The sequence below is a fragment of the Streptomyces crystallinus genome, from assembly GCF_039521265.1.
GTDB lineage: Bacteria > Actinomycetota > Actinomycetes > Streptomycetales > Streptomycetaceae > Streptomyces > Streptomyces crystallinus.
Genome location: NZ_BAAACA010000016.1, coordinates 46,836 through 69,568 on the forward strand (window position 1 = coordinate 46,836; position 22,733 = coordinate 69,568).

General features: G+C 72.7%; 15 protein-coding genes. 9 read left to right on the forward strand and 6 right to left on the reverse strand.

The genetic code is table 11. The features are described from left to right. Positions 1 to 2 precede the first annotated feature (2 nt). The 4 genes from ABD236_RS16365 to ABD236_RS16380 all read left to right on the forward strand — a co-directional run bounded on the left by ABD236_RS16365 (position 3) and on the right by ABD236_RS16380 (position 5,746). Positions 3 to 788 carry an SDR family NAD(P)-dependent oxidoreductase gene (locus tag ABD236_RS16365; RefSeq protein ID WP_344074430.1) on the forward strand — a complete coding sequence of 262 codons (786 nt, stop codon included), beginning with the start codon at positions 3 to 5 and terminating at the stop codon, positions 786 to 788. A 118-nt stretch (positions 789 to 906) separates the two neighbouring features. Next, positions 907 to 2,028 carry an LLM class flavin-dependent oxidoreductase gene (locus ABD236_RS16370; RefSeq protein WP_344074431.1) on the forward strand — a complete coding sequence of 374 codons (1,122 nt, stop codon included), beginning with the start codon at positions 907 to 909 and terminating at the stop codon, positions 2,026 to 2,028. 518 nt (positions 2,029 to 2,546) lie between these two features. Continuing rightward, positions 2,547 to 4,289 (forward strand): N-acyl-D-amino-acid deacylase family protein, encoded by a 1,743-nt coding sequence (locus ABD236_RS16375; RefSeq protein WP_344074432.1) that lies wholly within the window; start codon positions 2,547 to 2,549, stop codon positions 4,287 to 4,289. Then, on the forward strand, positions 4,286 to 5,746 hold the full coding sequence (locus tag ABD236_RS16380; RefSeq protein WP_344074433.1) for an aldehyde dehydrogenase family protein: 1,461 nt from the start codon (positions 4,286 to 4,288) through the stop codon (positions 5,744 to 5,746). The genes ABD236_RS16375 and ABD236_RS16380 overlap by 4 nt, the downstream gene beginning before the upstream one ends. 406 nt (positions 5,747 to 6,152) lie before the next feature. Here the strand turns inward: ABD236_RS16380 and ABD236_RS16385 are convergent, their stop codons facing one another. Beyond that, positions 6,153 to 6,992 (reverse strand): LLM class F420-dependent oxidoreductase, encoded by an 840-nt coding sequence (locus tag ABD236_RS16385; protein WP_344074434.1) that lies wholly within the window; start codon positions 6,990 to 6,992, stop codon positions 6,153 to 6,155. 213 nt (positions 6,993 to 7,205) lie between these two features. Between ABD236_RS16385 and ABD236_RS16390 the strand changes: the two genes are divergently transcribed. From ABD236_RS16390 to ABD236_RS16405, 4 genes are all read left to right on the forward strand, one after another. Further along, complete coding sequence (locus ABD236_RS16390; RefSeq protein WP_344074435.1) at positions 7,206 to 8,759, forward strand: CehA/McbA family metallohydrolase; 1,554 nt, start codon at positions 7,206 to 7,208, stop codon at positions 8,757 to 8,759. A gap of 299 nt (positions 8,760 to 9,058) precedes the next feature. Next, positions 9,059 to 11,653: a bifunctional FO biosynthesis protein CofGH gene (locus tag ABD236_RS16395; protein ID WP_344074436.1), complete on the forward strand. Its 2,595-nt coding sequence runs from the start codon at positions 9,059 to 9,061 to the stop codon at positions 11,651 to 11,653. 55 nt (positions 11,654 to 11,708) lie between these two features. Continuing rightward, positions 11,709 to 15,098 carry a tetratricopeptide repeat protein gene (locus tag ABD236_RS16400; protein WP_344074437.1) on the forward strand — a complete coding sequence of 1,130 codons (3,390 nt, stop codon included), beginning with the start codon at positions 11,709 to 11,711 and terminating at the stop codon, positions 15,096 to 15,098. 250 nt (positions 15,099 to 15,348) lie between these two features. After that, positions 15,349 to 16,458, forward strand: coding sequence for an ADP-ribosylglycohydrolase family protein (locus ABD236_RS16405; protein WP_344074438.1), 1,110 nt, complete (start codon positions 15,349 to 15,351; stop codon positions 16,456 to 16,458). A 10-nt stretch (positions 16,459 to 16,468) separates the two neighbouring features. On the opposite strand, the gene ABD236_RS16410 is transcribed toward ABD236_RS16405, so the two are convergent. Both ABD236_RS16410 and ABD236_RS16415 read right to left on the reverse strand, forming a co-directional pair. Further along, positions 16,469 to 18,067: a sodium:solute symporter family protein gene (locus ABD236_RS16410; protein WP_344074439.1), complete on the reverse strand. Its 1,599-nt coding sequence runs from the start codon at positions 18,065 to 18,067 to the stop codon at positions 16,469 to 16,471. A gap of 355 nt (positions 18,068 to 18,422) precedes the next feature. Next, a complete protein-coding gene (locus ABD236_RS16415) occupies positions 18,423 to 19,205 on the reverse strand; it encodes an SDR family oxidoreductase (protein ID WP_344074440.1) in 783 nt (260 codons plus the stop codon). An 81-nt stretch (positions 19,206 to 19,286) separates the two neighbouring features. Here ABD236_RS16415 and ABD236_RS16420 point away from each other — a divergent pair, with 81 nt between their 5' ends. Beyond that, positions 19,287 to 20,129, forward strand: coding sequence for a hypothetical protein (locus ABD236_RS16420; protein ID WP_344074441.1), 843 nt, complete (start codon positions 19,287 to 19,289; stop codon positions 20,127 to 20,129). Positions 20,130 to 20,365: 236 nt separating this feature from the next. Here ABD236_RS16420 and ABD236_RS16425 read toward each other — a convergent pair whose 3' ends face one another. From ABD236_RS16425 to ABD236_RS16435, 3 genes are all read right to left on the reverse strand, one after another. Then, entirely contained in the window at positions 20,366 to 20,575 is a 210-nt protein-coding gene (locus ABD236_RS16425) for a DUF397 domain-containing protein (RefSeq protein WP_344074442.1), read from the reverse strand. Between the two features lie 203 nt (positions 20,576 to 20,778). Further along, positions 20,779 to 21,636, reverse strand: coding sequence for a helix-turn-helix domain-containing protein (locus ABD236_RS16430; protein WP_344074443.1), 858 nt, complete (start codon positions 21,634 to 21,636; stop codon positions 20,779 to 20,781). A gap of 315 nt (positions 21,637 to 21,951) precedes the next feature. Beyond that, entirely contained in the window at positions 21,952 to 22,698 is a 747-nt protein-coding gene (locus tag ABD236_RS16435) for a GOLPH3/VPS74 family protein (protein WP_344074444.1), read from the reverse strand. Positions 22,699 to 22,733: the final 35 nt, after the last annotated feature.

Sequence of the window (22,733 nt, forward strand, 5' to 3'; positions counted from 1 at the left end):
ACATGGGCAAGCTGGCAGGCCGGGTCGTCCTCGTCACGGGCGCGGCGCGCGGGCAGGGCGAGCAGGAGGCGCGGCTCTTCGCGGCCGAGGGGGCCAAGGTGGTGCTCGCGGACGTCCTGGACGAGCAGGGCGAGGCGGTGGCCAAGGAGCTGGGGCCGGACGCGGCGCGCTTCGTACATCTCGACGTGAGCCGGGAGGAGGAGTGGGGCGCCGCGATCGCCCTGGCCACCGGGACCTTCGGCCATCTCGACGGCCTGGTCAACAACGCGGGCATCCTGCGCTTCAACGAACTCGTGGCGACGCCCCTCGAAGAGTTCCAGCAGATCATCCAGGTGAACCAGGTGGGCGCGTTCCTCGGCATCAAGCACGCGGCGCCCCAGATCGAGGCGGCCGGGGGCGGGACCATCGTCAACACGGCCTCGTACACCGCGCTCACGGGCATGGCGTACGTCGGCGCGTACGCCGCCACCAAGCACGCCATCCTGGGCCTCACCCGGGTGGCGGCGGTGGAGCTGGCGCCCAAGGGGATCCGGGTGAACGCGGTGTGCCCCGGGGCCGTGGACACCCCCATGACCAACCCGGCGGCACTGGATCCGACGGCCGACCCGGAGGAGGCGGCGGAGGCGGTGGCCGAGCTCTACAAGCGGCTGGTGCCGCTGGGCCGGATCGGCAGGCCGGAGGAGGTCGCGGCGCTCGCGCTCTTCCTGACCAGCGAGGACTCCGCGTACATCACGGGTCAGCCGTTCGTGATCGACGGGGGCTGGCTGGCGGGCGTGAGCCTTTTCTGACGCGACGTCAGCTCTTGACGCCCCGGGGCGGCGGTGGAACAGTCGCACCATCAGAAATCTGACGAGCCGTCAGAAACTGACGACGACGTGATGACGACGACAGGGACGGTGAACCTCCTTGGAATTCGGACTGTTTGTACAGGGATACGTGCCCGTGGCACGCTCGTCGGTCGACCCCCAGGCGGAGCACAAGGCGCTGATGGAGGAGACCGAATACGTCATCCAGGCGGACAGGTCCGGCTTCAAGTACGCCTGGGCCTCCGAGCACCACTTCCTGGAGGAGTACTCGCACCTGTCGGCCAACGAGGTCTTCCTCGGCTACCTCGCCCACGCCACCGAGCGGATCCACCTCGGCTCCGGCATCTTCAACCCGCTGGCGGCGGTGAACCACCCGGTCAAGGTCGCGGAGAAGGTCGCGATGCTGGACCACCTCAGCGAGGGCCGCTTCGAGTTCGGCTCCGGGCGGGGCGCGGGCTCCCACGAGATCCTGGGGTTCATGCCGGGTGTCACCGACATGAACCACACCAAGGAGATCTGGGAGGAGACCATCGCGGAGTTCCCCAAGATGTGGCTCCAGGACGAGTACGTGGGCTTCCAGGGCAAACACTGGTCGCTGCCGCCGCGCAAGGTCCTCCCCAAGCCGTACGGGAAGTCGCACCCCGCGATGTGGTACGCGGCCGGGTCCCCCTCGTCGTACGCCATGGCCGCCAGGAAGGGCCTGGGCGTCCTCGGCTTCTCCGTCCAGAAGGTCGCGGACATGGAGTGGGTCCTGGAGCAGTACAAGACGGCGATACGGGAGGCGGAGCCGATCGGGGACTTCGTCAACGACAACGTGATGGTGACGTCGACGGCGATCTGCGCCGAGACGCACGAGAAGGCGGTGGCCATCGCGGCGGCGGGCGGCCTCAACCGCCTCCAGTCGCTGGTCTTCCGCTACCACGACACGTTCCCCCGCCCGGAGGGTGTGCCTCAGTGGCCCGAGCTGCTGCCCGAGTACACCACGGAGATCATCGAACTCCTCATCGCGGAGGAGCTGATGATCTGCGGCGACCCGGAGGAGGTGACACGGCAGTGCAAGCGGTGGGAGCAGGCGGGGGCGGACCAGCTGTCGTTCGGGCTGCCGATCGGTGTGCCCTACGAGGACACGATGAACACGATCCGGCTGATCGGGGAGCATGTGATCCCGAAGATCGACACGGATCCGATCCACCGGACGTCGCGATTCCGCGCGGCGGCGTAGGTTGCCCGGACTTTGTCTGCGGCTGAGTGGGTGGCTGGTCGCGCAGTTCCCCGCGCCCCTAGGTAGTACGCCCGCAGCCGGAGCACTCAGCTCAGCCACCGGCTTTTAGGGGCGCGGGGAACTGCGCGAGAAGCGGCCACGACCCGCAGACGAAAGAGGGGTTAGGGGCGCGGGGAACTGCGCGAGCAACCGGCCACGGTCTGCGGACGAACGAGGGTTTTCAGGGGGCGCGGGGAACTGCGCGACCAGCCCCCCACCGGGCCGCAGACGCACGCGCAGCGGGTGCAGGGGCGCAGCCCCGCCCGGGGTCCGGGGGCGTAGCCCCCGGGAAATGTCGCCTCCACCCCCCACCCACCCCCGGAGGGTCTAGGGAAGGGGTGGGGAGGGGCCTCAAAGAACGCGGGTGCGGCCGGCTTCCCGGGCCACCGCCCCGTCCCACCCCGGCCGGAGGCCGGCCCGGCGGCGGCCCGCCGACCGCCCCTCCGGCCGGGGCACCCCGCGACCCAGAGAGGGACAGCATGCTCGACCACCTCATCCGCCGCGCGACCGTCGTGGACGGCACCGGCGCCCCCGCCTACCGAGCCGACATCGGCATCCGGGCAGGCCGCGTCCAGGCGTTGGCCGAGCCCGGCACCCTCGCCCCCCACACCGCCCGCACCAGCGAGGACGCCGAGGGCCTCATCCTCGCCCCCGGCTTCGTCGACCCGCACACCCACTACGACGCCCAGCTGTTCTGGGACCCGTACGCCACCCCGTCCATGAACCACGGCGTCACCACCGTCGCCGGCGGCAACTGCGGCTTCACCCTCGCCCCGCTCCACCCCGACCGCCCGCAGGACGCCGACTACACCCGGCGGATGATGGCCCGGGTGGAGGGCATGGCGCTCAAGGCCCTGGAGGACGGGGTCGACTGGAGCTGGTCGACGTTCGGGGAGTACCTGGACGCGCTGGACGGACGTATCGCCGTCAACGCGGGATTCATGGTGGGCCACTGCGCCCTGCGCAGATATGTGATGGGGCCGGACGCGGTCGGCGGCCGGCCCACCCCCGACCAGCTCGACGCCATGCTCCGGCTCCTCCACGAGGCCATGGACGCGGGCGCCTGGGGCCTGTCCACCACCCAGTCCTCCACCCACTCCGACGGCGACGGCCACCCCGTCGCCTCCCGGCACGCCCGCCCCGCCGAGCTCCTCGCCCTCTCCAAGGCGGTCGGGCAGCACGAGGGCACCCAGATCGAGGCGATCGTGGCCGGGTGCCTCGACCAGTTCTCGGACGAGGAGATCGACCTCCTCGTGGAGATGTCGGCCGCCGCCGGGCGTCCCCTGAACTGGAACGTCCTCACCATCGACGCGGCCGTCCCCGAACGCGTCCCCCGCCAACTCGCCGCCAGTGAGCGCGCCCGCCGCGCGGGCGGCCGTGTCGTCGCGCTGACCATGCCGATCCTCACCCCGATGAACATGTCGCTCGGCACCTTCTGCGCCCTCAACCTCATCCCGGGCTGGGGCGAGGTGCTGAACCTCCCCGTCCCCGAGCGGATCGCCAAGCTGCGCCAGGACGGCGTACGCGCCGAGCTGCTGCGCCGCGCCGACAGCAAGGAGGCCGGGGTCTTCCGGCGGCTCGCCGACTTCGGCCGGTACGTCATCGGCGACACCTACTCCGAGGCCAACGCCGGGCTCACCGGCCGCGTGGTGCGCGACATCGCCGCCGAGCGCGGCCAGGACCCCTTCCACTGCCTGGTCGAGATCTGCGCCAACGACCGGCTGCGGACCGTGCTGTGGCCGATGCCCACCGACAACGACCCGGCCAGCTGGGCGCTGCGCCGGGAGACCTGGCAGCACGAGGACGTGCTGCTCGGCGGCTCGGACGCGGGCGCCCATCTGGACCGGATGTGCGGCGCCCCGTACACCACGCGCTTCCTCGGGGACTGTCTGCGCGGGCGCAGGCTGCTGCCCCTGGAGCAGGCGGTGAAGATGCTCAGCGACGACCCGGCGCGGCTCTTCGGGCTGCGCGAGCGCGGCCGGATCGAGGAGGGCTACCACGCCGACCTCGTCCTCTTCGACCCGGAGCGCATCGACGCGGGCCCCGCCACCCTCGTCCACGACCTGCCCGGCGACAGCCCGCGCCTGGACTCCAAGGCGATCGGCGTCGTCTCGGTCCGCGTCAACGGCGTCGAGACGATCCGCGACGACGTGGTGACGGGCGCGGTGCCCGGCACGGTCCTGCGCTCGGGCCGCGACACGAGGACGGTGTCCGTCAAATGAGCCTGTACGAGCCGAAGTTGTACATCGGCGGCGAGTGGGTCGAGCCCGACGGCGGGTCGTACGAGATCGTCGACCCCGCCACCGAGGAGGTCGTGGGCCTGGCCCCCGAGGCGAGCCGCGCGCAGGTGTACGAGGCGGCCGCCGCCGCCCGGGAGGCCTTCGACGGCTGGTCCCGTACCGCCCCCGAGGAGCGCGCCGCGATCCTGGACCGGGCGGCGGACGTCATCCAGCGCGAGTTCACCCCGTACGCCGAACTCGCCCGCGCCGAGACCGGCGCCACCACCGCCACCGCGCGCGGTATGCAGGTCGCGGTGGGCGCGGCCCGCTTCCGTCGGTACGCCAAGGGCGCCCTGGAACCGGTCGAGACCGCGATCCCACCGCAGATCAACGAGGCCGGGCCGATGGGGAAGGCGGGCGTCTTCGGGGCGGTCGCGGTCCGCCGTCCGGTGGGCGTGGTCACCTGTATCACCTCGTACAACAACCCCTGGGCCAACCCGGCGGGCAAGGTGGCGCCGGCGCTCGCCATGGGCAACACGGTGCTCGTGAAGCCCGCCCCGCAGGACCCCCTGTCGGTCTACCGCATGGCCGAGGCGCTGGCGGAGGCGGGCGTCCCTGGGGGCGTGGTGAACGTGGTCACCGGCTCGGCCCCGGCCGTCGGGGAGGCGGCCGTGGACTCCCCCGACGTCGACATGGTCAGCTTCACCGGCTCCACGGCCGTGGGGCAGCGCATCGCGGAGGTGTGCGGCCGGGGGATGAAGCGCCAGCTCATGGAGCTCGGGGGGAAGGGCGCGGCGATCGTCTTCGAGGACGCGGACGTGGGGGAGGCGGTGCGGGGGATCGGCACGACGTTCTCGTTCTACAGCGGGCAGATCTGTACGGCGCCGACGCGGGTGCTGGCGCACCGGTCGGTCCACGACGAGTTGGTGCGCCAACTGGCTGCCTACGCCGGCCGTTTGCCGGTGGGTGACCCCGCCGCCCCCGGGACGGTGGTGGGCCCGGTGATCTCGGCGGCGCACCGGGACCGGGTGGAGTCGTATGTGGAGCTGGGCCGGAAGGAGGGGGCGCGGGTGGTGGCGGGCGGCGACCGCCCCGCGCTGCCCCGGGGCTTCTACGTCGCCCCCACCCTCCTCGCCGACTGCACCAACGACATGCGGGTGGTCCGCGAGGAGATCTTCGGCCCGGTGGTGGCCGTGGTCCCCTTCGACGACGAGGAGTCGGCGGTGGCCCTCGCCAACGACAGCGACTACGGCCTGATCGACTACGTCTGGTCGGGGGACGTGGCCCGGGCGTTCCGGGTCGCGGGGCGGCTGCGGGCGGGGGGTGTCTGCGTGAACACGGTGGGGCGGAACATGGAGGCGCCGTTCGGGGGGTTCAAGCGGAGTGGGGTGGGGCGGGATGTGGGGTCTTATGCGTTGGGGGCGTACGGGGAGGTGCAGGCGATTGTGTGGCCGGGCTGATTGCCCCCCCCCGGGGCCCGGCTTTTGTCTGCGACCCGGTGGGTGGCTGGTCGCGCAGTTCCCCGCGCCCCTTCCCGGGCCCGGCTTTTGTCTGCGGGCCGGTGGCCGGTTGCTCGCGCAGTTCCCCGCGCCCCTAAAAGCCTGTGGCTGAGCAGGGTTCGAAGGCTGAAGCCCCCCGCGGAGCACCCATGGCTGAGCTCACGTCTCCGGCTACGCCCGACCCCTTAAGGGGCGCGGGGAACTGCGCGAGAAGAGGCCACCGGCCCGCGCCCGACGAACTACCCAGGGGCGCGGGGAACTGCGCGACCAGCCACCCACGCACCCGCAGACAGAGACCGGGCACAAGAGGGGCGCGGGGAACTGCGCGGCCAGCCCACCACTCACCCGCAGACAAAAACCGGGCAGCTCAGGACGCGTTCAAGAACGGGGTCAAGTCGTCCAGTGACTTCAGGACCGTCGGTTCGTCCGCCGACGGGAGTTGGAGGACCAGCTCCTCGATGCCCAGGTCCGCGTAGTGGGCCAGCTTGCCCGGCGAGGGCAGCACCGCGTACGGGACGACCCGCAGCGCGGAAGGGTCGCGTCCCGCCTCCGCCCAGGCCCGCCGCAGCAGCGGCAGCGACTCCGTGAGCCCCCCGCCCCCGATCGGCATCCACCCGTCCGCGTACTCCGCGATGTGCCCGAACAGCTTCGGCCCCGCGGCCCCGCCCACCAGCACCCGCGGCGCCCCGCCCCGTACCGGCTTGGGGTGCGCCTCGCTGGCCCGCACCGAGCCGAAGGCGCCCTCGTACGCCGTGGGCTTCTCGGCCCACAGCGCCCGCATCAGCGCCATCCGGTCCCGTACCAGCTCGCGGCGCGTGGACCACTCCACGCCGTGGTCGGCGGCCTCCTCGCGGTTCCAGCCGTAGCCGACGCCGAGGGTGAAGCGGCCGCCCGAGAGGTGGTCCAGGGTGGCAACCTGTTTGGCGAGGTCGATCGGGTCGTGCTGGGCGACCAGCGTGATGCCCGTGCCCAGGTCCAGCGAAGGGGCGACCGCCGCCACCTGCCCGAGCGCGACGAAGGGGTCCAGGGTCCGGCCGTACTGGCGGGGCAGCTCGCCGCCCGGCGGGTACGGCGAGAGGCGTTCGACGGGGATGTGCGTGTGCTCCGGCAGATAGACGCCGCTGAATCCGCGCTGCTCCAGCTCGCGGGCGAGCCGGACGGGGGTGATCGTCTCGTCGGTGAGGAAGATCGTGGTGGCGATACGCATTCCCACTTCCTATCCCCCCTCCCTCACAGGTGCAAGGGATCCCGCCCGGCCACCACCACCACGGACCGGCCATGGACCGACCATGGGCCAGCCACTAATCCGCCATCGCCCAACCGCCGCCCCTTGCCCAGTAGTTCACGCGCGCGTACGACTGTGGGCAGCGACGGACACGTACCGACAGGCACCCCTTCCATCCCGCTGGGAGCACCCGCCATGACCGGATCCGAGGACAGAGCCCAGGACGCGACGCAGGACGGCACGCCGCACGACCGGAGAATCGGCCGGCGCGGCCTGCTCGTAACGGGAGCGGCCACCGAGCTTACGTTGGGAACCGTGAGCTTCGCGAACGCGGCCCCGGGCGGCGGCGGTGGGGGCGACACCACCCGGGTCGTCACCGGCACCCTCCCGCCCGGCGCGCCCGACTTCGTCTATCTGCCGGTCGAGGTCCCGCGCGGGGTGCGCGAGCTGGCCGTGTCGTACACGTACGAGAAGGTCACCGTTCCGGCGGGCACCCAGAACAACGCCCTCGACATCGGCGTCTTCGACGAGCGCGGCACGGAGCTGGGCGGGCGGGGCTTCCGGGGCTGGTCGGGCGGCGCCCGGACGGAGTTCTTCATCCGGGCGGACGCGGCGACGCCCGGGTACATCCCCGGCCCCGTCCGCGCGGGGACCTGGCACATCGCGCTCGGGCCGTACACGGTCGCGCCGCAGGGTCTGCCGTACACGGTGACGATCACCCTGAAGTACGGCGAGCGGGGCAGCACGCCGTCGCCGATGTACCCGCCGACCCGGGCCAAGGGGCGCGGCCGGGCCTGGTACCGGGGCGACTGCCATCTGCACTCCTGGTACTCGGACGGCAAGCGCACCCCCGCCGAGATCGCGGGGCTGGCGCGGGCGGCCGGTCTCGACTTCATCAACACCTCCGAGCACAACACCCACTCCTCGCACTCCGCGTGGGAGGGGCTGTGGGGCGACGACCTGCTGATCCTCACCGGCGAGGAGATCACCACGCGCAACGGGCACGTACTGGCGCTCGGCACCGACCCCGGCACCTTCGTCGACTGGCGCTACCGGGCCCGCGACAACCGCTTCGGCCACTTCGCGCGGGAGATCCGGCGGGCCGGGGGTCTGGTGGTGCCCGCGCATCCGCACGCCACCTGCGTCGGCTGCAACTGGAAGTTCGGGTTCGGCGAGGCGGACGCGGTGGAGGTGTGGAACGGGCCGTACACCCCCGACGACGAGGTCACCCTCCAGGAGTGGGACAACACGCTGGCCGTGGCGGCGCGGTCGGGCGGGCGCTGGACGCCGGCGATGGGCAACAGCGACGCGCACCGGGATCCCGACCGGATCGGTGGCCCGCAGACCGTCGTCCTGGCCGACGACCTCTCCCGCGAGGCGATCCAGGCGGGTCTGAAGGCGGGCCGGTCGTACGTGGCGGAGTCCTCGGCGGTGTCCCTCTCCTTCGGCGTCTCGGGCGGGCGGGGCGGGCACGCGGGGATCGGTGGGCGGCTGCGGGCGGCGCCGGACGAGCCGGTGACGGTTCGGCTGGACGTGACGGGTGCGGCCGGCTGCACGGTGTCGTTCGTGACGGATCAGGGGACGCTGTTCACGTCTGCGCTGCCGGGGTCGGGGGCGGGGGGTGTCTCGTGGCGGACGACGCCGTCGTACGCGACGTACGTCCGCGCCGAACTCCGCCACGCCCCAATGACCCCGGGCCTCCCCGGCCCCTTGGCGGCGTTCACGAACCCGGTGTTCTTGGGCGAGTAGCCGCGCACGTGTACCCGGACTTTGTCTGCAGCTGAGTGGCCGGTTGCTCGCGCAGTTCCCCGCGCCCCTAAAAGCCTGTCGCTGAGCAGGGTTCGAAGGCTGCGGCGCCCGCCGAGTACCCCATGGCTGAGCTGGCGTCCCCGGCTACGCCCGACCCCTTAAGGGGCGCGGGGAACTGCGCGAGAAGCGGCCACCGGGCCGCAGCCGGCGAACTACCCAGGGGCGCGGGGAACTGCGCGACCAGCCACCCACCCCGCCGCAGACGAAAGCCGGGCCACAACCACTCGTATGCTCGGGTAATGACTTCCAGCGCGCAGCGACCGCAGGCAGACGCCCCCACCGTCAACGCGATGCGCCGCGCGCTCAAACGGGCCCGGGACGGGGTCGCGCTGGATGTCGGTGAGGCCGCCGTGCTGCTCCAGGCGCGGGGGGACGACCTCGTCGACCTCGCGGGCTCCGCCGCCCGGGTGCGTGACGCGGGCCTGGAGGCCGCCGGACGCCCGGGTGTCATCACGTACTCGAAGAGCGTCTTCATCCCCCTCACCCGGCTCTGCCGGGACAAGTGCCACTACTGCACCTTCGTCACCGTCCCCGGCAAGCTGCGCCGCGCCGGGCACGGGATGTTCATGTCCCCGGACGAGGTGCTGGACATCGCCCGCCGCGGCGCCGCGCTCGGCTGCAAGGAAGCCCTGATCACCCTCGGCGACAAGCCGGAGGACCGCTGGCCCGAGGCCCGCGAGTGGCTGGACGCGCACGGCTACGACGACACCATCGCGTACGTACGGGCCATCTCCATCCGCATCCTGGAGGAGACCGGCCTGCTGCCGCACCTCAACCCGGGCGTCATGTCGTGGACCGACTTCCAGCGGCTCAAGCCCGTGGCGCCCAGCATGGGCATGATGCTGGAGACCACGGCGACCCGGCTGTGGTCCGAGCCGGGCGGGCCGCACCACGGGTCCCCGGACAAGGAGCCCGCCGTACGGCTGCGGGTGCTGGAGGACGCCGGCCGCTCCTCCGTGCCCTTCACCTCCGGCCTGCTCATCGGGATCGGGGAGACGTACGAGGAGCGCGCCGAATCGCTGTTCGCGCTGCGCCGGGTGGCCCGCTCGTACCACGGCATCCAGGAGCTGATCATCCAGAACTTCCGCGCCAAGCCGGACACCGCGATGCGCGGGATGCCGGACGCGGAGCTGGACGAGCTGGTCGCCACGGTCGCGGTGGCGCGGCACATCATGGGCCCCTCCGGCTGTCTCCAGGCCCCGCCGAACCTGGTGGACAGCGAGTACCGGCGTCTGATCGGCGCGGGCATCGACGACTGGGGCGGGGTCTCGCCGCTCACCATCGACCATGTGAACCCGGAGCGGCCCTGGCCGCAGATCGAGCAGCTGGCCGCCGAGTCCGCCGCCGCCGGGTTCGAGCTGCGCGAACGGCTCTGCGTCTACCCCGAGTTCGTCCGGCGCGGCGAGCCCTGGCTGGACCCCCGGCTGCTGCCGCACGTGAGGGCGCTCGCCGATCCCGAGACGGGTCTCGCCCGGCCCGACGCGGTGGTCGAGGGCCACCCGTGGCAGGAGCCCGAGGAGGCCTTCACCGCCACCGGCCGCACGGACCTGCACTCCACCATCGACACCGAGGGCCGCACCTCCGACCGCCGCGACGACTTCGACGAGGTGTACGGCGACTGGGAGGCGCTGCGCGAGGCGGCCGCGCCCGGGATGGCGCCCTCCCGTATCGACACCGACGTACGGGCGGCGCTCGCCACCGCCGCCGACGACCCGACGAGGCTGACCGACGGCGAGGCGCTGGCGCTGCTGCACGCGGACGGCCCGGCCCTGGACGCGCTCTGCCGGATCGCGGACGAGCTGCGCCGGGACGTGGTGGGCGACGACGTCACGTACATCGTCACGCGGAACATCAACTTCACCAATGTCTGCTACACCGGCTGCCGCTTCTGCGCCTTCGCCCAGCGCCGCACCGACGCCGACGCGTACACCCTCTCCCTGGACCAGGTGGCCGACCGGGCGCAGCAGGCCTGGGACGTGGGCGCGGTGGAGGTGTGCATGCAGGGCGGCATCCACCCCGACCTGCCGGGCACCGCGTACTTCGACATCGCGCGGGCGGTGAAGGAGCGCGTGCCCGGCATGCATGTGCACGCCTTCTCGCCGATGGAGGTCGTCAACGGCGCCACCCGCACCGGACTGTCGATCCGCGAGTGGCTCACCGCCGCCAAGGAGGCGGGCCTGGACTCGATCCCCGGCACCGCAGCCGAGATCCTCGACGACGAGGTCCGCTGGGTCCTCACCAAGGGCAAGCTGCCCACCGCCACCTGGATCGAGGTGGTGAGGACCGCCCACGAGCTGGGCATCCGCTCCTCGTCCACGATGATGTACGGGCATGTGGACCAGCCCCGCCACTGGCTCGGCCACTTCCGTACGCTCTCCCGCATCCAGCAGGAGACCGGCGGCTTCACCGAGTTCGTGACCCTGCCCTTCATCCACACCAACGCGCCGGTCTACCTCGCCGGGATCGCCCGGCCGGGCCCGACCACCCGCGACAACCGCGCGGTGATGGCGGTGGCCCGCCTCCTGCTGCACCCGCACATCCCCAACATCCAGACCAGCTGGGTGAAGCTGGGCACCGAGGGCGCCGCCGAGATGCTGCGCTCGGGCGCCAACGACCTCGGCGGCACGCTGATGGAGGAGACCATCTCCCGGATGGCCGGGTCGAGTTACGGCTCGTACCGCTCCGTCAAGGACCTGGTCGCCATCGCGGAGGCGGCGGGCCGCCCCGCGAAGCCGCGCACCACGCTGTACGGCGAGGTGCCGCGCGAGCGCCAGAACGCGGCGGCCGCCTCCGACGGGCATCTGCCGCAGCTGCTGCCGGTGCTGGGGGACTGAGGGGGGCCGAGGGGGACCGAGGTGTTCCGCTGCCCTGGGGTCGCATACTGATCCCATGGCAGCGGGCAAACCCTCGATGCAGGAGCTCATCCGGCGGCGCAGACGTGCGGGTTTCGTCGGTCGCCGGGGCGAACTCGCCCTGTTCCGGGAGAACTTCGAGATCCCGGTCGACGACGAGCGGCACCGGTTCGTCTTCCACATCCACGGCGCCGCCGGGGTCGGCAAGACGTCGCTGGTGCGCGAGCTGGAGCACACCGCGCGCGAGCGCGGCGCGCTGACGGCCTACGCCGACGAGGCCGTCAACAGCGTCCCCGAGACGCTCGCCGCGATCTGTACGCACCTCGCCCGCCAGGGCCACCCGCTCAAGTCCCTGGAGCGCCTGCTGGCGACCTACCGCCAGCGGCGCTACGAGGCGGAGTCCGCCACCGCGCCCGCCGACCCGGCGGGGCCCGCGCCCTCGCCCGGGTCGACGGCCCTGGCCCAGGCGTCCCTGGCGGGCCTGGGGATGGTGCCCGGCGTGGGGATCCTCGCCAACGGCGTGGACGCCCAGCAGCTCGCGCTGGGCGCGGACCGGCTGCGGGCGGCCCTGAGCGCCCGGTTCGGCAAGCAGGAGGACGTCCAGCTGGTCCTGGACCCGGTGCGGGTCCTCACCCCGGTCCTGGTGGCGGAGCTGGTGCGGCTGGCCGACGAGGCGCCGTGGACCGTGCTGTTCTTCGACACGTACGAGCGCACCTCGCCCTTCCTCGACACCTGGCTGCGCGACCTGGTCACCACCGAGCGCTACGGCGCGCTGCCCTCGCAGGTCGTGCTGGTCCTGGCGGGCCAGCGGCGCCTGGACCCGGGCTGCTGGGCGGACTGCGCGGACCTGGTGGCGGAGCTGCCGCTGGACCTGTTCACCGAGACCGAGGCGCGCCAGCTGCTCGCCGCCAAGGGCGTGGTGGACGAGGAGGTCGTCCGCGATGTGCTGCGGCTCTCCGGCCGGCTGCCGGTGCTGGTCTCCACGCTCGCCCAGAACCCGGGCGACGCGCGCGCCCCCGGCGCCACCGCCGTGGACCGCTTCCTGAAGTGGGAGGGCGACCCGGTGCGGCGGGCGGCCGCGCTCGCCTGCGCGCTGCCTCGGCGCATCGACGAGGACGTCTTCCGGGCGGCGGTCGACGAGGACGCGGCGGGCCTGTACGGCTGGCTGCGGTCACTGCCGTTCGTCAGCGACCACGGCGGGCGCGCCCAGTACCACGGGGTGGTGCGCGCGGCCATGCTCGGCGTCCAGCGCACCGGCTCGCCGCAGCGCTGGACCGCCTGCCACCAGCGGCTCGCCGAGGCGGTCGGGGCGCGCCGCGAGGCGGCCGGCGAGTCGCTCCCGGCACGGCGTCTGTGGCGCGGCGAGCAGTGGCGCGAGCTGCGCCTGGAGGAGTCGTACCACCTGCTGTGCGCCCGGCCCGGAGCCGCGCTCGCCCGGATGCTGCGCGACGGCGTGGACGCCTGCGACGCCGGGCCCGCCGTCGCCCGCCGCTGGGCCACCACGCTCGCCGAGGCGGGCGAGGACGCCGACGACGAGCCGCTGCGGCGCTGGGGCGCGGACTGCCTGGCGGCCCTCGCCGACGAACGCGGGGGCGTGGGCGAGGTGATGGGCCTGCTGCTGTCCCGGGGCGGGCTGAGCGCCGAGGGCCGCGCCGCCGCCCATGTCGTACGGGCCGCGGGGCTGCGCCACGAGGGCTCCCACCAGCAGGCGCTGGCCGAGCTGGACCAGGCGATCGCGCTCGACCCGGGGCGGGCCCGGGCGTACTACGGGCGCGCGGTGGCGCACAACGCGCTGCACGGCGCGGCGGCGGCGCTGCCCGATCTGGACCGGGCGTGCGAGCTGGCGCCGGACGACGCGTACTACATCGGCTACCGGGGCGACATCTACCGCCGGCTGGGGCGCTTCGAGGAGGCGCTGGCGGATCTGGACCGGGCGGTGCTGCTCGACCCGGGCGACGCGTGGGCCCCGGCCAGCCGCGGCCAGACCCGCCACCAGATGGGGGATTTGCAGAGCGCGCTGGCGGACCTGGACCGGGCCCTCGAACTGAACGGGGACTATGTGTGGGCGCTGATGCGCCGCGCCCAGGTCCGGCGCGGCCTCGCGGACCAGGCGGGCGCGCTCGCCGACCTGGAGCGCGCCGAGCGGCTGTCGACCGACCCGGCCTGGGTGGTCGGCGAGCGGGCCGACCTGCTGCGCTCGGCGGGCCGCCACGAGGAGGCGGTGGCGGAGTACGCCCGCGCCTTCGCCCTGGACGGGCAGTACGCGTGGGCGCTCGGCAGCCGCGCGCTGTCCCTGGAGGCGCTCGGCCGCCACGAGGAGGCGCTGGCGGACTTCGGCCGGGCGCTGGAGGTGGAGCCCGGCTACACCTGGGCGCTGATCATGCGGGCGCGGCTGCGGACGGAACTGGGCGACCCCGAGGGCGCGTTGGCCGACCTGGACCTGGCGCTCGAGCAGGCGCCGGACGACGAGTACGCGCTGACGTGGCGGGGGCGGGTGCGGCGGCGGCTGTGGCGGGTGGCGCAGGCGCGGGCGGACCTGGACCGGGCGGTACGGCTCCACGCCTCTAGCGCGCCGCCGCTGGTGGAGCGCTCCTTCCTGCTGGCGGACCTGGGCGAGACCGAGGCCGAACTCCTGGACCTCGACCGGGCGGTGGCCCTGGCCGGCCCGCGCGACCGGGGGATCCTGGCGGTGCGGGGGGAGGCGTACTGGCGGGCCGGGCGGTACGAGGACGCCCTCCTCGACTACGCGGCGGCGGCCGAGGAGGATCCGGCCGACGCGGTGCCGGTGGCGGGGCGGGGGCAGGTACTGCTCGCCCTGGGGCGCCACGAGGAGGCGTACGCGTGCCTGGCGCGGGCGGTGCTGCTCGACCCCGGGCAGGGCGCGCTGCACGCGGCGGTGGCCTCGGCGCTGCTGTCCCTCGCGCGCCCGGCCGAGGCCCTCGCCGCGCTCGACCGGGCGCTCGCGCTCGACCCCGAGATCGGCTGGGCGTACGGGCGCCGGGCCCGGGTGTGCCTAGCGGCCGGCGGCCCGGCGGGTCCGCTCCTGTCCCACTGCCTGGCCCTGCTGTCCGGGCGGGTCTCGGGGGAGGCGCGGGCCGCGTCGCACCGGGCGCGGGGGAACTTCGGGGCGGCGGCGTCCGTGGCGGCCCCCTTCTCGCTCGACCGGGCGCTGGCGCTGGCCCGCCTCGGCGAGACCCCGCGCTGGCCGGGCTCCGGCCTGGTCGCCTCCTGCGCCCGGGGCGACTGGTCCCGCGCGGACGAGCTGCTCTCGTCGGGGCGGGGGCTGTCGTGGGAGGAGGCGGCGGGGGAGGCGGAGGGTGTGGAGGAGCTGGGGTTGTGGGGCGGGGTGGACGGGGGTGCGCTGTCGCGCCGCGTACGCCAGGCTTGGCACCGCGTGGAGGCGCAGGCTACGCCCCCGGCCCCCTGAGCGGGGCTCCGCCCCTGCACCCCGCTGCGCGCTCGTCTGCGACCCGGTGGCCGCTTCTCGCGCAGTTCCCCGCGCCCCTAAAAGCCTGTGGCTGAGCTGGGTTCTCCGGCTGCGGCCGGCCCCCTAGGGGCGCGGGGAACTGCGCGAGCAACCCACCACTCAGCCGCAGACAAAGTCCGGGCACCATCGGTCCGCACTGGATCCGCGCGGTCTTATTCCACCCCCACCCAATCAATTACAGTGCAGCGCCATGACCGCAGCAGCCACCGGACCCACCACCTCCATATGGGGCCGCACAGAGCAGCAGGACTTCCGCAGCCGAGTCCGCGGCAGCCTGCTCGGCGGCGCGATCGGCGACGCGCTCGGCGCCCCCGCCGGCCCCCTCACCCTCGACGCCCTCCGCGCCCGGTACGGCGCGGAGGGCATCACCGCCCCCGGCGCCCGGATCACCGCCGCCACCCAGCTCACCCTCTTCACCGTCGACGGCCTCATCCGCGCCCAGGTCCGCCGCGACACCGGCGCCTGGCACCCGCCCACCGACGTACACCGGGCGTATCTGCGGTGGGGCGCCACCCAGCGGGACTGGGGGCCGGACGAGCGGCGCGAGGACAACGGGTGGCTGGCCCGGCAGGAGTGGCTGTACAGCAGACGCGACCCGGCCCGGCCCTGTCTGCTCGGGCTCGCCGACGACGTCATGGGCACCCTCGACCGGCCCAAGAACCCGGACGCCCGCGACCCCGCCGCACTCACCCGCTCCGGCCCCTTCGGCCTGCTCGTCGGCTGGGAGCCGCAGCTGGTGTTCCAGCTCGCCGTCGAGTGCGCGGCCCAGACCCACGGCGACCCGGCCGCGTACCTCTCGGCCGGTGCCTTCGCGGTGGTCGTGCACGGCCTCGCCCGGGGCGAGTCGCTGGACGCGGCCGTCCAGCGGGCCCTCGGGCTGCTGGCCCAGCGCCCGGGCCACCAGCCCGTCACCGACGCCCTCCAGCACGCCCTCGGCGCCGTACGCCAGGGCATGCCCAGCCCGGGCCTGGTGGCCTCGCTCGGCGAGGGGCACCTCGCCCAGGAGGCGCTGGCCATCGCCGTGTACTGCGCCCTGGTCGGCGAGGACATCCGCCACGGCCTGCTGCTCGCGGTCCACCACGACGGCCCCTCCGGCGCCACCGGCACCCTGTGCGGCACGCTGCTGGGCGCCCTGCACGGCGAGACCGCCCTCCCGCCGGGCTGGCTCGCCGAGTTGGAAGGGCGCTCCACGGTCCTCGAACTCGCCGACGACTTCGCGATGGAGATGACCCAGGGGCCCGCCCTGCACGGCCCCGGGGCCAGTGCCCCGGCGTGGCTGGCCCGCTACCCCCGGGCGTAGCCGCCGGGGTTCAGAGCTCCAGGGCCTTCGGCTCGGCCGCCGGGGGCTGGGCCGGGACCACCGCCGCCGCCGATCCGGCACCCGAACCGCCCTCCCCGTCCCCGTCCCCGTCCCCGTCACCGTCGGAGTCGATCCGCGCCAGCAGCGCGTCCCGCTCCGGCGTGTCCTCCGGCTTCACCAGGCCGATCACCGCGTACAGCACCAGCGAGATCGCCAGCGGCACCGACACCTGGTACTGGAGCGCCACCCCCGTACGGTCCGAGCCGTCCAGGTTGTAGTTGACGAGGAAGAACGCCAGCAGGCCCGCCGCCCAGCTGGTGAGCGCCGCCGTCGGGCCGGACCTGCGGAACGTCCGCAGCATGCCCAGCATGAACGGGATCGCGATCGGGCCCATCAGCCCCGCCACCCACTTGATCACCACGGTGATGATGTCCTTGAAGGTGGGCGAGTTGACCTGGGTGGCGATCGACATCGACAGGCCGAGGAAGACCAGCGTGGACAGGCGTGCCGCCAGCAGCCCCGCCCGCGAGTCCCAGCCGCGCGCCCGTCGGGAGAGCGCGGGGGCGATGTCCCGGGTGAAGACCGCCGAGATGGCGTTGGCGTCCGAGGAGCACATCGCCATGGTGTGGGAGAAGAACCCGACGATGACGAGGCCGAGCAGCCCGTGCGGCAGCAGGGTCTCGGTCATCAGGGCGTACGAGTCGGACGCGTCCGGCTTCTTGGCGTGCACCAGCAGCGGCGCGCACCACATGGGGAAGAACAGGACGGCCGGCCAGACGAGCCACAGGATCGCGGAGAGCCGGGCCGAACGGGTCGCGGAGCGGGCCGAGTCGGTGGCCATGTACCGCTGGGCCTGGTTCCACATACCGCCGTTGTACTCGAAGGTCTTGATGAACAGGAACGCGAGCAGGAACGTGAGCGTGTAGGGCCCGGCGGTGGGCTCGGCGTGGCCGCTGGGCAGCTTGTCCCACACCGTCCACAGCGCGCTGAAGCCGCCGAGCTTGCCCAGGGTGGCGACCAGCATGGCGACCCCGGCGCACAGCTGGATGACGAACTGCCCGAGCTCGGTCAGCGCGTCCGCCCACAGCCCGCCCACCGTGCAGTACACGGCGGTGATGCAGCCCGTGACGAGGATGCCCTGGGTGATGCTGACCCCGGTGAAGACCGACAACAGGGTGGCGATGGCCGCCCACTTGGCGCCCACGTCCACGATCTTCAGCAGCATTCCCGAGAGGGCGAGCGCCAGCTGGGTGGAGACGTTGTAGCGGTTCTTGAGGTATTCCAGCGGCGAGGCCACGTGCAGGGTGGAGCGCAGCCGGTTGAGCCGGGGCGCGAAGAGCTTGGCGCCGATGCCGATGCCCACCGCGATGGGGAAGGACCAGGTGACGAAGGACGTCACGCCGTAGCGATAGGCGATCCCCGCGTATCCGGTGAACATCACCGCGCTGTAGCCGGACATGTGGTGGGAGATGCCCGAGAGCCACCACGGCATCTTGCCGCCGGCCGTGAAGAAGTCGGAGACGTCGTCGACCCGCTTGTGGGACCACACGCCGATCGCGACCATCACGCCGAAGTAGCCGATGAGCACGGCCCAGTCGAGACTGTTCATTGCCCCCTCCGAGGGGTCCGCCTTGTGAACATCGAGGTGTCTGCCGGTGCTCTTCGTCTGTGCGTCCGGCTCAGCGGGCCCCGTGCGGGAGCGGGGACTTCCGGGGATTGAACCGTCTGTTCGGAGGGTCGGTCAAGGCTTTCGCTGGTCATGGATATGAACGCAGATCAGAAAGCAGAACGATTTTGCCCTTGCTTTACCTGGTGGGGTGTTGTGGCGCCTCTTCCGCCGCCCGCACGATGAACTCGCCCTTCGTCGATGCGTACGGACGATGCCCGTCGTCGCGTACATACGTGAACGGCCGCACGGGATGCGGGTCCCGTGCGGCCGGGAGAGCGGGTCCGGCTGAGCGTGGCTAGCGCATGATCTCCCCCGCGTTCACCAGCAGCGACTGCCCGGTGATCGCCCTCGCCCGGTCCGAGGCCAGGAAGGCCACGGCTTCCGCCACGTCCGCGTCCGTCGCCAGCTCCGGCAGCGCCATCCGCTCGGTGAGCCGCCCGAGCACCTCGGCCGCGGACACCTTCTCGGTGTGCGCGGTGAACCGGACGTACGCCTGCACCGGCGGACCCCACATCCACCCCGGCAGCACCGTGTTCACCCGGATCCGGTGCGGCCCGAACTCCCGGGCCATGGAGTACATCGCGGAGGTCAGCGCCCCCTTGGAGGCCGCGTAGGCGGCCTGGCTGACCTGGGAGGGCGCGGCGATGGCCGACTGGGTGCCGATGACCACCACCGAGCCGCCGCGCTCCTTGAGGGCCGGCAGGCACGCCCGGGTCATCCGCAGGGTGCCGAGCAGATTGACGTCGAACACGCCCTGCCAGGTGGCGAGGTCGGCGTCCTCCACCCCGCCGAAGTAGCTGTCCCAGGCGGCGACATGGACCACCGCGTCGATCCGGCCGAACCGCTGGAGCGCGAGCGCGGCCAGCGCCTCGCAGTCGGCCTCGACGGTGATGTCGGTGGGCCGGTGGGCGGTGTGCGCGCCCTCGGGGTCGATCTCGTGGGCCGCCTTGACCAGGTTCTCCTCGGTGCGCGCGCCCAGCACCGCGTTGCCCCCGTCCCGTACGACGGTCGCGGCCACCTGGTGCCCGAGCCCGGCCCCGACACCGGACACGACGACCGTCTTCCCGCTCAGCGACATCTGGGCGCCTCCCGGCTCTGGCAGTTCTTCTGACGGGGCGTCAGAGTAGGGCGGTCGACGGCAGGAGGGAAGGGGAACGCGGTGAGCGAGGAGACCAGGAGCGGGACGTACGCGGAGCTGGCGGCGGTAGGGCCCTACGGGGTGCACCCCGGCCACGCCCTGATCACCATGGTGGAGCCGCACCCGGGCCACGAGTACGCGTACAACCGCTGGTACGAGGACGACCACTACTACGCCGGGGCGATGGCGATGCCCTGGATGTTCGCCGGGCGGCGCTGGGTGGCCACCCGCGAGCTCCAGGAGCTGCGCTACCCGGAGAAGTCCGCGATCGCGGCGCCGGTGACCGCCGGGTGCTACCTCTCCACGTACTGGATCACCGAGGGCCGCTACGACGACCACATGAAGTGGACGGTGGGCATCAACCGGCGGCTCAACCGGGACGGCCGGGTCTACCAGGACCGCACCCATGTCTTCACCGCCTTCCAGGACCACGAGGCGACGGTCTACCGGGACGGGGCGGCGGGGCCGCGCGACTATCACGCGCTGGACCACCCGTACGCGGGCCTGGTGCTTCAGGTGATCGACGCCGAGGGCCCGGAGCGGCGGGGGGAGCTGCTGGAATGGCTGCGCTCCCGCCAGCTGCCGCGCCGCCTCGCGGGCGGCCCGACGGCGCTGGTGACGGTCTTCCGCCCGACTCCGCTGCCGGGCGACCGTATGACGTACGTGAAGCAGGTCGAGGGGGTCGACACCCGCCTCACGCTGCTGTGGTTCCTCGAGCGGGACCCGGCGGAGGTGTGGGAGGAGCACTTCACGGGTCTGGAGACGGAGGTCTCGGAAGCGAGCCTGGGCCGCGTCGAGTTGGTGGCCCCGTTCATCCCCACGGTCCCGGGGACGGACCGGTATGTGGACCGCCTGCGGGGGTGAGGGCCCGGCCTTTGTCTGCGGCTGAGTGGGTGGCTGGTCGCGCAGTTCCCCGCGCCCCTAGGGGGTTCGGGCCAGCCTGCGACGTCAGCTCAGCCACAGACCTTTAGGGGCGCGGGGAACTGCGCGAGCAACCCACCACTCAGCCGCAGACAAAGGCCGGGCAACCCTCTCGGCTAGGACGGCGGACCAGTCGAGAGGGCCTTGCTCGTGGTGCAGTGGAGCGGAACCCGTGGAGGTCAGACCCCGCGGGACGAGGCGCGGTTGACGCCCTCGACGAAGGCCGACCACGTCGCGGGGGTGAAGTCGAGCATCCCCTGGAGCGGCTCCTTGGAGTCGCGGACCGACACGGTCGAGAGATCGGCCGCCTTGACTTCCACACAGTCGCCGTTCACGGCGGAGTACGACGACTTGGTCCACTCCGTCAGTGCATGCTGCTGAACGCGCATAATGACTCCGATGGTTGGCCCGGTTGCCCGGGTGATGTGCCCGGCCGCTGAGGGCCAGCGGCTCTGCGTGCGACGCTACGCCGCAACATCACCGATGACAGCGGCCCTTCACCCATCCGGGTGGCATATTCCATCGGATTCTTCTCAGTTGAGGCCGCGCAGGTGTAAGGTGCGCGCCCCATGACTTCCCTCGTGTCACTCGCTCATGACGAGTAGCCGTCCACCACACGGTGGATGAAGTCCCGCGACTGCTCCGCGCTCAGCGCCTTGGCCCTCAGGTGCTCGTACATCACCGTGTAGCTCTGCACGTCGTTGGCCTTCTCCAGATACAGGTCGCTGGTGACACCCTCCAGATAGACCACGCTCGCGTCCATGGCGTCGTGGAACTCCAGGATGGCGAACTTGCCGTACATCCCCGGGTGCGCCCCCGCGTCGTACGGGAGCACCTGGAGCGTCACGTGCGGCTGCTCGCTGAGGTGTGCCAGGTGCAGCAACTGGTCGCGCATGATCTGCTCGTTGCCGACCACCCGGCGCAGCAGCGCCTCGTCGATGACCGCCCAGAAGCGCAGCGGGTTGGTCGGGTCGGTGAGGCGGTCCTGGCGTTTGAGCCGGATCTGGATGCGTTTGTCGATGTCGCTGGAGGCGGCCTCGGGCCACATGCCCTCGATGACCGCCTGCGCGTACTCCCGGGTCTGGAGCAGTCCGGGCACGATCAGCGACTCGTACACCCGCAGGCTCGCCGCGTCGGTCTCCAGACCGATGTAGACGCTGTACGGGATGTCGCCGAAGGCGTGCCACCAGCCCTGCTGCCGGGAGTCCTTGGCCATCTGCATCAGCGAGTCGACGATCCGGTGGTCCTCGACCTCGTACACTCCGCACAGGTCGCGCACATCGCGCTGGCTGATGGAGCGGCGGCCGTTCTCCAGACGGCTGATCTTCGACTGGGAGACCAGCAGGCGCTCGGCGACCTCCTCGGCCGTCATGCCCTTGAGCTCGCGGAGCCGACGGAGCTCCTGGCCCAGTCGGCGTCGCCTGACGGTGGGATTGACGTTGGACGCCACGGGAACTGCACCTCCGGCTGCGGCACTTCTGCTGTTCTTCTGCTCTTCCGCTCAGCAGACTGCCACCAATGTTCCTGGCCGCGCTGGGAAATGGCCACACACGGTGGGGTACCGGCTACCGGGGGTACGAGCGCCGGGCCTCGGCAGACGCGAAGCGCGCGGGACCGGCGAAGGCCGGCCCCGCGCGCCCGTGACGCGACTCCCGAACCGGGTCGTGAGGGGGACGTCGGTGCGGCGGGTGGTGCGGGGTGGTGCTCGGTGGTGCGGGTCGTGCCGGTGGTGCCGGTGGTGCTTCGCGTGGTGCCGAGCGGGCCGCTAGTGGGCCACGGCGCGGGCCATGCTGCCGCGGTGCGGCTGCATCGGAACGCCGGGCGCGGTCGCGGTCGCGCGGGTGCCCGCCGCGGCGGCGGTACCGCCCGCGCTGCGGCGCGGCTGTGCGCCCACTCCGTTCTGGACGTCCATGACGGCGTGCGCCACCAGTCCGCCCATCGGGTCGTGCCTGATCAGGTCCCGGAGGCGGGAGCGGGATGAACGCCCCTCGTTGCCCGGGTACAGGTGCTTGCCGAGTCCGACCGCGTGGGCCAGCGCGGCGAGCGCCGCGGTCCGCGGGTCCGGCGGTACGCCGGTGCGGATCGCACTGTCCAGCCGGGCCCTGATGTCCCGGCTGATCGCCGTGTCCGTCGCTTGGTAGCGAGTCGTCGGCAGCACCCCGCACATCTGGCCCGAGACGGCATGCACCATGCCGCACCGCTCCAGGTGAGCGAGGTAAATCTGGCGCAGCCCCAGCCGGGGCCCGCCGATCCAGTGGACGGCCCGGACCGGGCTGCCGCGCCTGCGCAGCAGTTCCAGTGCGGAGTCCAGTGTCGGATCTCCTGTCGGCCGTGCCATCACCACGGCGATACGATCCCCGTCTGGGGCTATCCGTCCTGCCAGAGCCAGCTCCACTAGCTGGGCTCCGGCGAGGCCGAGGTCGAGCGACTGCGGCTGCGCTGTGGTACCCGTGGCCGGGTCCAGAGCGAGCAGCAGAAGCTCCTCCGGAATTGTTCTGCGGCTCCTGCCCATCCATGCCTCCCCGCGTGGATGAATGACAGGGTGAC

Coding starts and splice junctions, on each gene's coding strand:
- ABD236_RS16365 (WP_344074430.1), top strand. CDS start 3: ATGGGCAAGCTGGCAGGCCGGGTCGTCCTCGTCACGGGCGCGGCGCGC.
- ABD236_RS16375 (WP_344074432.1), top strand. CDS start 2,547: ATGCTCGACCACCTCATCCGCCGCGCGACCGTCGTGGACGGCACCGGC.
- ABD236_RS16380 (WP_344074433.1), top strand. CDS start 4,286: ATGAGCCTGTACGAGCCGAAGTTGTACATCGGCGGCGAGTGGGTCGAG.
- ABD236_RS16385 (WP_344074434.1), bottom strand. CDS start 6,992: ATGCGTATCGCCACCACGATCTTCCTCACCGACGAGACGATCACCCCC.
- ABD236_RS16390 (WP_344074435.1), top strand. CDS start 7,206: ATGACCGGATCCGAGGACAGAGCCCAGGACGCGACGCAGGACGGCACG.
- ABD236_RS16395 (WP_344074436.1), top strand. CDS start 9,059: ATGACTTCCAGCGCGCAGCGACCGCAGGCAGACGCCCCCACCGTCAAC.
- ABD236_RS16400 (WP_344074437.1), top strand. CDS start 11,709: ATGGCAGCGGGCAAACCCTCGATGCAGGAGCTCATCCGGCGGCGCAGA.
- ABD236_RS16405 (WP_344074438.1), top strand. CDS start 15,349: ATGACCGCAGCAGCCACCGGACCCACCACCTCCATATGGGGCCGCACA.
- ABD236_RS16410 (WP_344074439.1), bottom strand. CDS start 18,067: ATGAACAGTCTCGACTGGGCCGTGCTCATCGGCTACTTCGGCGTGATG.
- ABD236_RS16415 (WP_344074440.1), bottom strand. CDS start 19,205: ATGTCGCTGAGCGGGAAGACGGTCGTCGTGTCCGGTGTCGGGGCCGGG.
- ABD236_RS16425 (WP_344074442.1), bottom strand. CDS start 20,575: ATGCGCGTTCAGCAGCATGCACTGACGGAGTGGACCAAGTCGTCGTAC.
- ABD236_RS16435 (WP_344074444.1), bottom strand. CDS start 22,698: ATGGGCAGGAGCCGCAGAACAATTCCGGAGGAGCTTCTGCTGCTCGCT.